Source organism: Achromobacter sp. KK8 (assembly GCF_054188005.1).
The window spans coordinates 4,590,449-4,603,112 of sequence record NZ_CM135178.1 but is presented as its reverse complement, the minus strand read 5'-3'; the positions used below and the strand labels follow the sequence as shown (position 1 = coordinate 4,603,112).

Genomic DNA, 12,664 nt, shown 5'->3' with positions numbered 1-12,664 from the left:
CCATCGTGGGTCAGCCGATCCGGGCGCTGGACAGCGGCGCGTCGGCGCGCGCCAGTTGCGCGGGATCCACCTGGGTGCCCTGGGCGATCCACTGGCGCAGCTGGCGCAGTTCGCGCGCCGCGTTCACCGCCACGGCGCCAACCACGCGTCCGCCCTCGTCCAGCGCCACCGACAGCAGCGCCCGCGCGTCCGCCAGGGGCCGCAGGACTTCGCGCCCGCCCCGCGCCGGAAAGCCGGCGATCTGCACCATGGCGTCGTACTGTTCCGACCAGACCGCGCCGCTGGGCAGGTAGGGCTGGCCCGCATCCAGCGCCGACAAGGCCGCCGCCGCGCCCTGGTCCTGCGCGTTCTGCCAGGATTCGAGACGGATGGGTCCGCCGCCGGCGGGCGTGGCTACCGCCACGTCGCCCGCGGCCAGCACATCGGGCGCCGACGTGCGGCAGTATTCGTCGACCAGCACGCCGCGTTCGCAGGCGATGCCGGCCTCGCGCGCCAGGGCGTCGTTGGCCTGCATGCCGACGCCCAGCACCACGGCGTCCGCCTCCAGGCGGCTGCCGTCCGCCAGTTCGGCCACGCAGCCGCCCTCGGGCCGCGCATGCACCGCGCGCAGGCTGGCATTCAAGCGCAACGAAACGCCCTGCGCGGCGTGCAACGCCGCCAGGTGGGCCGAGACGCCGGGCGGCACGCTGCGGGCGCACAGGCGCGGCGCCTGTTCCAGCACCGTGGTGGCGCAGCCCGCCAGGCGCGCGGTGGCGGCCACTTCCAGGCCGATCCAGCCGCCGCCGGCGATGACGATGCGGCGGCCGGGGCCCAGGCGGGCCCGCAGGCGCAAGGCATCGTCGCGGGTGCGCAGCACATGGACGGCGGGGCCGTCGGCGCCGGGCAAGGCCGGCACGATGGGACGGCCGCCGGTGCACAGGATCAGCTTGTCGTAGCTGAGCATGGCGCCGTCGGACGTCTCGACCTGATGGCGCTCGGGCCACAGCCGCGTCGCCGCGACGCCGGGCCGGAACGTGATATCCAGTTCCGCCAGGCGTTCTTGGGAAAACAGCTCGGTGCTCTCGGGCGCGGCCTGGCCGCCCAGCACCGCCTTGCTCAGGGGCGGCCGCTCGTACGGCGGGTGCGGCTCATCGCCCAGCAGCACGATGCGGCCGCGGTAGCCACGGCCGCGCAGCGTCGCCGCGGCCCAGCCGCCGGCCTGCCCCGCGCCGACGATGACGATGGCGCCGGCGCTCACGCGGCCTCCGGGCTCAGGTAGATGGTGCCGGCCTCGACCCGCACCGCGTAGCGCCGCAGGTCGGTGGTGACGGGCGGACATTGCGGTTTGCCGCTGCGGACGTCGAACACGCCCTGGTGCAAGGGGCATTCGATGGTGCCGTTCTCCAGGTAGCCGTCGGCCAGGCTGGCATTGCCGTGCGGGCAGCGGTCCTGGGTGGCGCAGATCTCGCCCTGCAGGTCGTACAGGCACACGGCCTCGCCCTCCAGCGCGACGCGCAGCGTGCCGGTGTCGGGGGAAATATCGCCCACCTGGGCGACCGGAGTCCAGGTCGTCATGGTCACAGCCCCATCGCGTTGCGGTAGTAGTCGTAGAACGAGCGGATCAGCACTTCGGTCACCATGTAGTCGGCCGGCTCGGTGTCGCGCCCGCCCATCTCGACGATGCCGCGCGCCTCGGGGTAGCCGGTGACACCGATCTGCACCTGGTTCAGCATCTCGCTGTCGTCCATCGAGACGAAGCCGGCCGGGCCCAGCAGATTGGCGTGCTTCAGGCGCAGGCGGGTCATTTCCTCGTCATCGTCCTCGTAGCCGTAGTAGGTGAAGACGAGTTCGTGCTCGGTCGGGCTGCGCGGAATCACGTGGCGGGTCTTGAGCGAATTGGCCTGGATGCCGAACTGCGCGGCGGGAAAGACCCAGGCGCCGCCGACCCGGCCGCGGTTGAATTCGGCGCGCGGGGTCACGGTTTCCAGGTCGAGCAGCTCCAGGTCGTCGCGAAAGCGGCTCATTTCGCTGGTGGCCTCGGTCTTCTTCTTGCCCTCGTTGTGCGACACCATCACGCTGTGCGCGCCGCCGCCGGTGGGAATGCATTCGGACTTGGAGTCCGCGCGCCACAGGCCGAAGGTGATGTAGAAGGTGTGCAGCAAGGTGGCGTGGTACGGGTCTTTCAGGTTCTCCAGGTACATCTTCCAGTTGCTGGGAATGAGCTGGCGACTGTAGCCCAGCAGCTTGAGCTTCTTGCCCGGCAGCATGTGGTCGATCTCGGCCAGCACCTCGGGGCCGCAGTAGTCCTCGAAACTGGGCGCATCGTCGGCGAACGTCGCCCAGATCGAGCCGCCGCGGTTGACGCTGCGCAGCTTGCGGATGCCGTTCTGCCTGGGATCGAAATCGCGCGGCATGCCGCCCTTGCCCATGGCGCCGCGGCGGAACGGCACGCCCTGCAGGTTGCCATCCAGGTCGTAGTTCCACTGGTGATACGGGCAGGTGAAGTCGCTCACCTGGCCGGTGTTCTTCCAGCAGATCTGCGCGCCGCGGTGGGCGCAGCGGTTCTCAAGCACGTTGATCTCGCCGCTCTCGGTGCGCACCATGATGACCGGGCGGTTGCCGATCCAGTTGCGCTTGTAGCAGCCGGTCTCGGGCACTTCGCACTCCAGGCCGACGTAGTTCCAGGTGCGGCCACCGAAGAAGACGTCCATCTCCTTTTGGAAAATGGCCGGGTCGGTATAGACCCAGTTGGGGATGCGCGTGTAGCCCTCCTTGGGCCAGCGGCGCTCGATATGGATGGGGGCCGCGGCGGGAGTTTCCAGCACGGCGGAATCGGAACAGGTCATGGCGGGTTTCCTGGCAGCGGGATCAGAGGGGAACGATGAGCGAGGTGCGCACGCGGTAGTTGTCGTAGACGCAGTCGCGGCGGGTCAGCAATGGGCCCTGCGGCGTCAGGCGCAGCTCGTCCAGGTAGCGGCCCACCATGTTCAGCGTGGGTTCGCGGTCGGACAGCGACTCCATCACGGCGAAGTTGGCCTGGGCCACGATGCGCTCGCCCTGCGCCTGGATGACGCGCACGCCGCTGATGAAGTGGCGCAGCGAGCGCGGCTCGAACATGGTGGTCTCGCGCAGCGCGGTGACGCGGTCGCGCAGCATGTTCTTGTTCATGCAATAGATCAGGCCGAGCGGCAGGCCGGCGTCATGGTTCTCGCGCGACAGCACGCGGTAATGGCAGTCCTCGGTGAAGAAGTCCGGCCACTCCTCCAGCCGGTCTTCGTCCAGGCAGTAGGCGTAGTCGTCGTAGAAGTCGCGCAGGCGGGCGCGCAGCGAGGTGTCGTCGGGCAGTTGGATCTGGGTCATGGGAATTTCCGGGATGCGGCGGGCGCGTTCAGGACGCGGCGGCCAGTTGCGCCAGGTTGCTTTCGAAGCCGCCCTGGCTGCCGAGCGCCAGGATCGGTTCCTGCATGCGCTCCTGCCAGATCAGCGATTCCATGGCGATCTGCAAGGGATGGTCCTGCACCGTCAAGGCCGAGGTGGTCTCGGTGCCCGAGTGATGCGAATGCATGGCCCAGCCGGGCGCCGACAGGATCAGGTCGCCGGCCTTCCAGTCCAGCCGCACGCCGTTGACCTTGCTGTAGCCGTTGCCGCGCAGGTAGTAGTTGATGGCCGACGAGCTGTGGCGGTGCGGCACGTGGTGGTTGTCCGGCGGCGACGACGAGATGGTGGCGAAGAAGCTGTGGGTGGTGCCGATGCGGCGCTCGGTGGCCGGGTTGTACAGCACGAACAGGCGCCGGCCGTTGTAGCCGCGCGCCATGTCCTCGACGCTGGGCAGGTGGCGCGAGACCGCCGCCCAGGGCCAGTGCAGCGCCTTCGATTCGAGCACGTCGATGTCGATCAGCCACTCGTAGCCCATCAGCCAGGCGCCTTCCGGCGTGATCTGTTCGCGCAGCGCCAGGTCACGCGCGCGGACCGACTCGGGCGAGCGCGCGGGCGCCGGGCGGGTGTTGGCGTCGGCCGGCGGCACGTCGCCCTCGAATTCCTCGACGTAGTGGATCTCCAGCTTTTCCAGCAGCGGCGCGTTCGAGTACGACAGCCGCACCCAGGGAGTATTGCCTTCGTTGCGGTACGAATGCACCTGCATCGCAGGCGTGTTCCACACGTCCCAGCGGCTCACCGCGATGTCGCGGCCGGCCACCGTGGCCACGCCCGCGCCGCTGATACAGATCTCCAGCATGTTGGAGTTCTTGCGCAAGTTGAAGGTGCGTTCGCCGGGATTGACGACGTTGATGGTGACATCCGTGCCGGGAGCCAGGCCCAGGCCGGGCGCCGTCGCCTGCGGATGCACGATGAGGGACGCACGGCGGCCGTTGTCGGGGCGCGGCGCGTCGATCAGGCGGGCGATCTCCAGGTCGATCGCTTCCTTGGGGATCACGATCGATGGCCATTTGTTCTGTTCGCGGGGCGCGGCCCCGCTGATGTCGACGAACATGTCTGTCTCCTGTGGCCGGCGGGCGGTGCGCGCCGGCGTCATGATGCTTTGAAGGGGGTAATCGAAATCAGGGCTGCGCCAGCAGCAGGTTGTCGCGGGTCTGCGGCGGCAAGGCAACGCCCAGGCCATGGTCGCGGGCGTGTTCGTACGCCACCTGCGCCATCGCCAGGTCCGACAGGCCCATGCCCATGCCCTTGAACAGCGTCAGCCGCGCATCCGGCGCGCGCGTTTCGCCGCTTGCCAGCAGCTCGCCCAACACCGCCACGCCGTCCCAGGGCGCGCCGTCCGCGCCATAGCGTTCGCGCAACTCGCGTGAACCGCGCCGGGCGTTTTCCAGGTCGTCCACCACCACGCGGTCGGCGCGCTCGAACACGTCCTGGGCGAACTCGGCCTTGGCCGGCAGGATCGCGCCCACCGCGTTCAGGTGGCGGCAGTCGGCCAGTTGGGCCGCGTCGACGAACGGTTCGACGGCACGCGTGATCAGCGTGACGATCTCGGCGCCGGCCAGCGCGTGTTCCAGCGTGGGCGATTCCTCGATCGTGAAGGCGTACTTGCCGGACACGGCATCGACGAAGGCGCGGCGCTTTGCCGGCGTCGGGCTGTAGACCCGCACGCGCCGCAGCTTGCGCACCGCGGCCAATGCGGCCAGTTGCGTCACTGCCTGCGGGCCGGTGCCGATCAGGGCGGCCTGCGTAGCGCCCTCGGGCGCCAGGGCGCGGGTGGCCACGCCGCTGATGGCGGCGGTGCGCAACATGCCCAACGCGCGCGCTTCGATCACCGCCCGCAACAGGCCGGTGTCGGCATCGAACAGGCTGAACAGCGACCCGCCGCCCGCCTTGGTGTGGACCCAGGTCTTGAAGCCGGCATAACCGCCGGGGCCGGGCTGCACCGAGCCCAATGCATGCATCGAGCTGCCGTCGCCCCAGGTGGCCAGCGCCTTGGGCACGTTACGCGCCCCGTCGCGCGCCTGGGCCACCAGCATGCGCTGCAGCGCCTCGATGGCGCGCGGGATGGTCAGCGCCGCCACCACGTCTTTTTCGGTGAGATACCGCAATGCCTCGGTCATGCCTGTGTCCTTCGTGTCAGTGGGGGTGGGCGGGTTCGTCCGCCACCGTGTTGCGCAGCGTGCCGACGCCCGGCACCTCGATCTCCAGCGTGTCGCCGGCCGCCAGGAAGCGCGGCGGCTGGCGGCTGGAACCGACGCCTTCCGGCGTGCCGGTGGCGATCACGTCGCCGGGCGCCAGCGGCGTGAAGGCGCTGATGTAGGCGATCAGTTCTGGAATCGGGAAGATCAGGTCGGCCAGTTCGCCCTGCTGCACGGTCTCGCCGTTCAGGCGCGTCTGGATGCGCAGGCCCGCCGGGTCGCCGATCTCGTCGGCGGTGACCAGCCACGGGCCGATCGCGCCGCTGCGCTCGAAGTTCTTGCCGGGCGTGACCTGGGCGTTGTGCTTCTGGAAGTCGCGCACCGAGTTTTCGGCCATGCAGGTGTAGCCGGCCACGTGGGCCAGGGCGTCGCGCGCCGCGATGTGGCGCCCTGCCCGGCCGATCACCACGGCCAGTTCGCCCTCGTAGTCGAAGCGCTCGGAGGCGCGCGGCTTCCAGACCGGCGCGCCGTGGCCAACGAAGCTGTCGGGATAGCGGGCGAACAGCGAGGGATGGCGCGGCAGCTCGCGCCCGGCCTCGGCCACGTGGCGGCCGTAGTTCAGGCCGACGCAGAGGACCTTGCGCGGCGCCGGCACCGGCGGCAGCCATTGCAGGTCCGCCAGCGCGATGCCGGGGCCTTCGTGCCGCGCGGCCGCTTGCGCGATCTGCGCCACCCCCGCCGCCAGGGCCGTGGCCAGGTCGGGCCAGTACCGCGTCAACGGCACGACCTCGGCGTCGCGCAGCATGCCCCAGGCCGGCCGGCCCGCGTGCTCGAAGCTGATCAGCTTCATCTTGTCTCCTGTCCTGTGGGCGGTGCTCCTGGCATGCAATTGAGTGACGCATTGCATGCATTCAGTGGCTTTTAAGTGCCGTGACCGCTGTTTTTCCGAATTATTGCATGCAATTTTGATAAATCGCAAGGTCGTATTGTTTTTTTGATGCGCAATTGCATGCAATTTTGTAGGTACACTGGAGGCCCCTTCAGATACGTTTCAGCCGACGATCCGCTATGGCCGCTCAGATCGACAAAGTGATTTCCGAACTCCGGGACATGGTGCTTTCCGGCGCCCTGCAACCCGGCGAACGCGTGGTGGAACTGCAGTTCTCGGCGCGCCTGGGCGTGTCACGCACGCCGCTGCGCATCGCCCTGACCGAGCTGGAAAAGGAAGGCCTGCTGGAACGCCTGCCTTCGCGCGGCTTTCGCGTGCGGGCCTTCACCGTCGACGAGATCGGCGACGCGGTCGAAGTGCGTGGGGTGCTGGAAGGCATGGCGGCGCGGCTGCTGGCCGAGCGCGGCGCCAGCGCCGAGGTGCTGGAACAGTTGTCGCAGGCGGTGGAGGAAGGCCGCGCCCTGCTGGCGCCGGCGCGGCGCGACCCCAAGGCCACGGTGGATGCGCGCGCCTGGGGCCAGATCAACCGCCGCTTCCACGAGATCCTGTGCGAAGCGGCCGGCAACCGCGCCCTGCTGTCGGCGCTGGAACACAACAACAAGACGCCGCTGGCCGGCCCCGCCGCGCTGACGCTGCCGTCCACCCCTTCCCTGCTGGAGACGCCCTTCGTGCTGCGGGCGCAATCGGACCACGAGGACCTGCTGCGGGCGATTACGCGGCGCGAAGCCGCGCGCGCCGAGAACCTGATGCGCGAACACGCCTACCGCAGCCGCGAGAACAAGCGCGTGCTGCTGGAATCGCTGCGCGGTGGCGTGTCGGGGCCGGCGCTGCCGGCCGACAGCGCGGCGGCCTAGAGCCGCGCCGCCGGTTTGAAAGCGCGAGGCCTGGGGGCTGCCCGCCGGCCTGATGCGGGCCGGGGCGACGCATCCAAACGGCGGCCCGATGCGGCCGCCACAGGCAAGACTGCGTTCAGAACAGTCGGCGCACGCGCTCGCGGATGGCGCCGGCGTAGGCCCAGCACCATACCGCCAGCGCCAGCATCGCCACCGTGAAGTAGGCGCGCGCCCCGAGCGGCACCGGATTCAGGCGCGACAGCGTGGGAAACGGCTCGTAGCCGATGAAGTCGCTGGCGGCCAGCGCGCTGAACAGCAGCGCCAGCACCGGACCGGTGAAATGCGGGCGTTCGCCGCGGGTCTGCGGATCGGCCCGGAAACGCCAGTGGAACAGGCGCAGCAGCTGGATCACGACGGCGACCAGCGGAACGACCAGGGCAAGCTGCAGCACGAGCAGCGCAACGATGACTTGAGTGGGAAGCATGGCCGCGATTTTACGCGGCCCGGGGACCGGCCCTCGGGACAACCCCTATTACCCGCCCCAAGCCAAACAACTATCGTATTCGAGAATTATCAAATAAGAGAATTCTCGCTTCCGACAAAATGGCCGCAGACCCCCAATACGATTACGCCGTCATCGGCGCCGGCATCGCCGGCGCATCCGTGGCCTACCGCCTGAGCGCGTCCGCCTCCGTCGTGGTGCTGGAGCGCGAAGCCCAGCCCGGCTACCACTCCACCGGCCGCTCGGCCGCCATGTTCATGGAGACCTACGGCACCACCCAGATCAAGGCGCTGACCCGCGCCAGCCGCGATTTCTACGAACATCCGCCGCAAGGCTTCTGCGAGCATCCCCTGCTGAGCCCGCGCGGCGTGCTGTACATCGCCGCGCCGGGCCAGCAGGACCTGCTGCGCGAGGTCTATGACGATTTCCGCAGCCAGTCGCCCAACGTCACGCTGATCGACGCCGAACAGGCGCTGGCGCGGGTGCCCTGCCTGCGGCCCGACCAGCTTTGCGGCGCGATAGAGGAACCGGATGCGCGCGACATCGACGTGCATGCGCTGCACCAGGGCTTCCTGCGCGGCATGACGCGCCAGGGCGCGGTGCTGCGCAACAACGCCGAACTCGTTACCGCCACGTTCGAGGACGGCGCCTGGACCCTGACGCTGGCCGGCGGCGAGTCGCTGCGGGCGCGCGTGCTGGTGAACGCCGCCGGCGCCTGGGCCGACCACACCGCCGAACTGTGCGGCGTGCGGCCCGTGGGCCTGCAACCGTGCCGCCGCACCGCCTTCACCTTCACCGGGCCGGACGACGTCGATTTCGCGCACTGGCCCGCCGTGGTGGGCGTGGACGAGAGCTTCTATTTCAAACCCGACGCAGGCCAACTGCTCGGCTCGCCCGCCAATGCCGACCCGGTCCCGGCGCATGACGTGGTGCCCGAGGAACTGGACGTGGCCACCGGCATCTACCGCATCGAAGCGGCCACCTCGCTGACCATCCGCCGTCCGCGCCACACCTGGGCCGGATTGCGCTCGTTCGTGGCCGATGGCGATTTCGTGATCGGCTGGGACAGCGCCACCCCCGCCTTCTTCTGGCTGGCGGCGCAGGGCGGCTACGGCATCCAGTCCGCCGCCGGCGTTTCGCAGCTGGCGGCCGACCTGTTGCTCGACCTGCCGTTGAGCGCCAGCCTGACCGCGCAGGGCGTCGACCCCGCGCGCCTGTCGCCGGCCCGTTTCTCCCCTTCCCGATAGGAGCCCGTTCCATGAGCCAAGCCATCCAGCGCCTGCCCAGCAGCCTGCCGTTCCCGTTTTCGCGGGCCGTGAAGGCCGGCGGCTTCCTGTTCCTTTCGGGTCAGGTGCCGATGAGCGCCGCCGGCGAGGTGGTGCGCGGCGACATCCAGACCCAGACCCGCGCGGCCTGCGAGCGCATCGTCGAAAGCCTGGCGGCCGGCGGCGCGCGCCTGGACCAGGTGGTCAAGGCCACGGTGTGGCTGTCGGACATGGGCCACTTCGCGGGTTTCAACGAGGTCTACAAGGAGTTCTTCGGCGCGGCGCTGCCGGTGCGTTCGACGGTGGCGTCGGCCCTGGCCCTGAACGTCGACGTGGAGATCGAAGTGCAGGCGTATATCGGAAACGACTGAAGGCAACCATCCAGAACGGAGCGAGCGCATGAAGATTTTTTCCGGGTCCCTGGCGACCGAGACCAATACCTTTTCCCCCATCCCGACCGGCCTGTCGGCCTATCGGGCGCGCGGCTACTACCCGGCCGGCCAGCACCCGGACCGCATGCAGATGTTCTCCGGCCCGCTGTGGGCCGCGCGCCAGCGCGCCCAGGGCAAGGACTGGACGCTGATCGAGGGCATGACGGCGGGCGCGACGCCGGCCGGCCTGACCACGCGCCACGCCTACGAGACCTTGCGAGACGAATTGCTCGACGACCTGCGGCGCGCCGGCAAGGTCGACATCGCGCTGTTCGGCCTGCACGGCGCCATGGTGGCTGACGGCTATGACGACTGCGAAGGCGACCTGCTGCGGCGGGCGCGCGAGATCGTCGGCCCCGACACGGTGATCGGCGCCGAACTGGATCCGCACTGCCACCTGACCGACGCCATGATGAACAGCGCCGACTTCCTGGTCTGCTTCAAGGAATATCCGCACACCGACATCCTGGACCGCGCCTACGACCTGGTCGACCTGTGCGTGGCGCGCGCCGAGGGCCGCATCAAGCCGACGCGCGCGGTCTTCGACTGCGAGATGATCTCCATCATGCACACCAGCCGCGAGCCGATGCGCGGCTTCGTCGACCGCCTGCTGGCGATGGAAGGCAAGGAAGGCGTGCTGTCGGTATCGATCGCCCACGGCTTCCCGTGGGGCGACACGCCCGACATGGGTTCCAAGGTGCTGGTCTACACCGATGGCGACGCCGGCCAGGCCGAACGGCTGGCGCGCGCGCTGGGCGAAGAGATCATCGGCTTTCGCGACCAGCTGGCGCCGCCCTATCCCGGCGCCGACGAAGCCCTGGACCAGGCGCTGGCGCTGGCCGACTTCCCGGTGGTGCTGGCCGACTCGGCCGACAACGCCGGCGGCGGCGCGCCCAGCGATGCCACCTTCATCCTGGAGCGCGTGCTGGCGCGCGGCATCCAGGACGTGGCGACCGGCCCGTTCTGGGATCCGGTGGCGGTGCAACTCTGTTTCGAGGCCGGCCAAGGCGCGCAGATCAAGCTGCGCATCGGCGGCAAGGTGGCGCCGGTGTCGGGCCAGCCGCTGGACCTGGCCTGTGAGATCGTCGCGCTCAAGCGCGACGCCGTCATGACCGGCCTGGCCGGCACGCCCGCGCTGCTGGGCGATGTGGCCGTGGTGCGCAGCCAGGGGGTGACCATCGTCATGACCACCAACCGCACCCAGGCCATGGATACCGACCTGTTCACGCAGTTCGGCGTGGACCTGGGCGCGATGAAGCTGGTCATTCCGAAGTCGTCGCAGCATTTCTACGCCTCGTACTCGAAGCTCGGCCGCCACGTCATCTATGTCGAGACGCCCGGGGCGATCACGCAAGACTACAACGCGCTGCCTTTCACCAAGCGCAAGCTGCCGAAATGGCCCTTCAAGGGCTGATATCCAACCCATTGCCCACGCAGGCAACCGGAGAAAACAAGGGGATGACCATGATGAAACGATTCAGCCTGCTGGGCGCCGCCGCGCTGCTGGCCCTCGGCCTGGCCGCGGGCCAGCCGGCCCAGGCGCAAGGCAAGACGCTGCGGATGGTGCCGCACGCCGACCTGAAGACGCTGGACCCGCTGTTCAACACCGCCTACATCACGCGCAACCACGGCTACATGGTGTTCGACACCCTGTTCGCGCAGGACAGCCACGGCCAGCCCAAGCCGCAGATGGTCGAAAGCTGGACCGCCTCGCCCGACGGCAAGGCCTGGACCTTCAAGCTGCGTCCGGGGCTGAAATTCAACGACGGCACGCCGGTCACGGCCGAGGACTGCATTGCGTCGCTGCAACGCTGGGCCAAGAAGGACACGCTGGGCCAGGCCCTGATGGCGGCGGGCGCGGAACTGGCCGCGACCGGTCCCGACAGCTTTTCGCTGACGCTCAAGCAGCCCTTCGGCCTGGTGCTGGACGCGCTGGCCAAGCCGTCCGGCATGCCTCCCTTCATCATGCCCAAGCGGCTGGCGCAGACCGACGCTAACACGCCCGTGACGGAAATGGTCGGCTCCGGTCCGTTCCTGTTCAAGCGCGATGAATGGGTGCCCGGCAACAAGGTCGTGTACGTGAAGAACCCGGCGTACGTGCCGCGCAACGAACCGGCCGACGGCCTGGCCGGCGGCAAGGTCGCCAAGGTCGACCGGGTCGAGTGGATCTACATTCCCGACGGCAACACCGCCACGGCGGCGCTGATGAACGGCGAAGTCGACATGATCGAGCAGACCACGCCGGACTTCCTGCCGGTGCTGGAAAGCAACCCGGACATCAAGCTGAACACCTCGGTGGCCACGCAGGGCATGGCCATCGTCAACGCGCTGCATCCGCCGTTCGACAAGCCGCAGGCGCGCCAGGCGCTGTACTACCTGGTGAACCAGAAGGAAATGCTGTCGGCCATCGGCTACCCCGAGAAGTACCGGGTCGACTATTGCGCCACGCTGTACATCTGTGGCTCGCCGCTGGCCAGCGACGCGGGCGCGGCGCCCTACGCCAAGCCCGACCTGGCGCGCGCCAGGCAGCTGTTGCAGGAGGCCGGCTACAAGGGCGAGAAGATCGTGGTGCTCTACCCCACCGACCACATCAGCGCGCCCGCCGTCATGGTGCTGACCCAGAACATGAAGAAGGCCGGCCTCAAGGTCGACCTGCAGACCATGGACTGGGCCTCGCTGGCGGCGCGCCGCCTGAAGAAGGACCCGCCCGACCAGGGCGGCTGGAACCTGTTCCTGACCTGGGGCGGGTACTACGATGCCAGCACGCCGGTCACCAATCCATGGCTGTCGGCCGCCTGCGGCAACAGCCTGCCCGGCTGGCCCTGCGACAAGGAACTGGACACGCTGCGCACCCAGTGGATCCAGGAGCCCGACGCCGCCAAGCGCAAGGAGATCGCGGCGCAGTTGCAGGCGCGCGCCTACCAGACGGTGCCTTACGTCATGTGGGGCGAATTCAAGCCGGTGTCGGCCATCCGCGGGCTGACGCACACCGAGCTGATGAAGACCGGCATTCCGGTCATGTGGAACGTCGAAAAACCATGATGCGGCGCGGGGCCGCGCGTGATCTGCAAGCGCGCCCCGCTCCCGGACAATCAGGCCGCCGCCAAGCGCTCCGCGCGCGCCGCGCCAGGC

At 69.1% G+C, this 12,664-nt stretch carries 13 protein-coding genes; 5 read left to right on the top strand and 8 right to left on the bottom strand.

Features of this window, described 5'->3' with window-relative positions; all coding sequences use genetic code 11:
* Window positions 1-10 precede the first annotated feature (10 nt).
* The 7 genes from ACVN9Z_RS21375 to ACVN9Z_RS21345 form a co-directional block, all read right to left on the bottom strand.
* Window positions 11-1,237: an NAD(P)/FAD-dependent oxidoreductase gene (locus ACVN9Z_RS21375; protein WP_038503541.1), complete on the bottom strand. Its 1,227-nt coding sequence runs from the start codon at window positions 1,235-1,237 to the stop codon at window positions 11-13.
* Window positions 1,234-1,554, bottom strand: a complete 321-nt coding sequence (locus ACVN9Z_RS21370; RefSeq protein ID WP_047990780.1) for a non-heme iron oxygenase ferredoxin subunit — start codon at window positions 1,552-1,554, stop codon at window positions 1,234-1,236. Before ACVN9Z_RS21370 ends, ACVN9Z_RS21375 begins: the two co-directional genes overlap by 4 nt.
* A gap of 2 nt (window positions 1,555-1,556) precedes the next feature.
* On the bottom strand, window positions 1,557-2,825 hold the full coding sequence (locus ACVN9Z_RS21365; protein WP_458212588.1) for a Rieske 2Fe-2S domain-containing protein: 1,269 nt from the start codon (window positions 2,823-2,825) through the stop codon (window positions 1,557-1,559).
* A 22-nt stretch (window positions 2,826-2,847) separates the two neighbouring features.
* A complete protein-coding gene (locus ACVN9Z_RS21360) occupies window positions 2,848-3,339 on the bottom strand; it encodes an aromatic-ring-hydroxylating dioxygenase subunit beta (RefSeq protein WP_006384216.1) in 492 nt (163 codons plus the stop codon).
* Window positions 3,340-3,367: 28 nt separating this feature from the next.
* Complete coding sequence (locus tag ACVN9Z_RS21355; RefSeq protein WP_458212587.1) at window positions 3,368-4,468, bottom strand: cupin domain-containing protein; 1,101 nt, start codon at window positions 4,466-4,468, stop codon at window positions 3,368-3,370.
* A 67-nt stretch (window positions 4,469-4,535) separates the two neighbouring features.
* Window positions 4,536-5,534, bottom strand: coding sequence for an ornithine cyclodeaminase family protein (locus ACVN9Z_RS21350; RefSeq protein WP_054472098.1), 999 nt, complete (start codon window positions 5,532-5,534; stop codon window positions 4,536-4,538).
* A gap of 16 nt (window positions 5,535-5,550) precedes the next feature.
* A complete protein-coding gene (locus ACVN9Z_RS21345) occupies window positions 5,551-6,402 on the bottom strand; it encodes a fumarylacetoacetate hydrolase family protein (protein ID WP_458212586.1) in 852 nt (283 codons plus the stop codon).
* A gap of 218 nt (window positions 6,403-6,620) precedes the next feature.
* Between ACVN9Z_RS21345 and ACVN9Z_RS21340 the strand changes: the two genes are divergently transcribed.
* Entirely contained in the window at window positions 6,621-7,355 is a 735-nt protein-coding gene (locus tag ACVN9Z_RS21340; RefSeq protein WP_006384220.1) for a GntR family transcriptional regulator, read from the top strand.
* A 115-nt stretch (window positions 7,356-7,470) separates the two neighbouring features.
* Here the strand turns inward: ACVN9Z_RS21340 and ACVN9Z_RS21335 are convergent, their stop codons facing one another.
* The gene (locus ACVN9Z_RS21335) at window positions 7,471-7,818 is read right to left on the bottom strand and encodes a hypothetical protein (protein WP_047990775.1); all 348 of its coding nucleotides are present in this window, start codon (window positions 7,816-7,818) and stop codon (window positions 7,471-7,473) included.
* A gap of 119 nt (window positions 7,819-7,937) precedes the next feature.
* Between ACVN9Z_RS21335 and ACVN9Z_RS21330 the strand changes: the two genes are divergently transcribed.
* From ACVN9Z_RS21330 to ACVN9Z_RS21315, 4 genes are read left to right on the top strand one after another with little or no spacing between them, the layout of a single operon-like run.
* On the top strand, window positions 7,938-9,083 hold the full coding sequence (locus ACVN9Z_RS21330) for an NAD(P)/FAD-dependent oxidoreductase (RefSeq protein ID WP_173001313.1): 1,146 nt from the start codon (window positions 7,938-7,940) through the stop codon (window positions 9,081-9,083).
* 11 nt (window positions 9,084-9,094) lie between these two features.
* Window positions 9,095-9,472 carry a RidA family protein gene (locus ACVN9Z_RS21325; protein ID WP_006384223.1) on the top strand — a complete coding sequence of 126 codons (378 nt, stop codon included), beginning with the start codon at window positions 9,095-9,097 and terminating at the stop codon, window positions 9,470-9,472.
* 28 nt (window positions 9,473-9,500) lie between these two features.
* Window positions 9,501-10,946 (top strand): M81 family metallopeptidase, encoded by a 1,446-nt coding sequence (locus ACVN9Z_RS21320; protein WP_054514010.1) that lies wholly within the window; start codon window positions 9,501-9,503, stop codon window positions 10,944-10,946.
* A gap of 50 nt (window positions 10,947-10,996) precedes the next feature.
* Window positions 10,997-12,574: an ABC transporter substrate-binding protein gene (locus ACVN9Z_RS21315; RefSeq protein ID WP_173361363.1), complete on the top strand. Its 1,578-nt coding sequence runs from the start codon at window positions 10,997-10,999 to the stop codon at window positions 12,572-12,574.
* Window positions 12,575-12,664 lie beyond the last annotated feature (90 nt).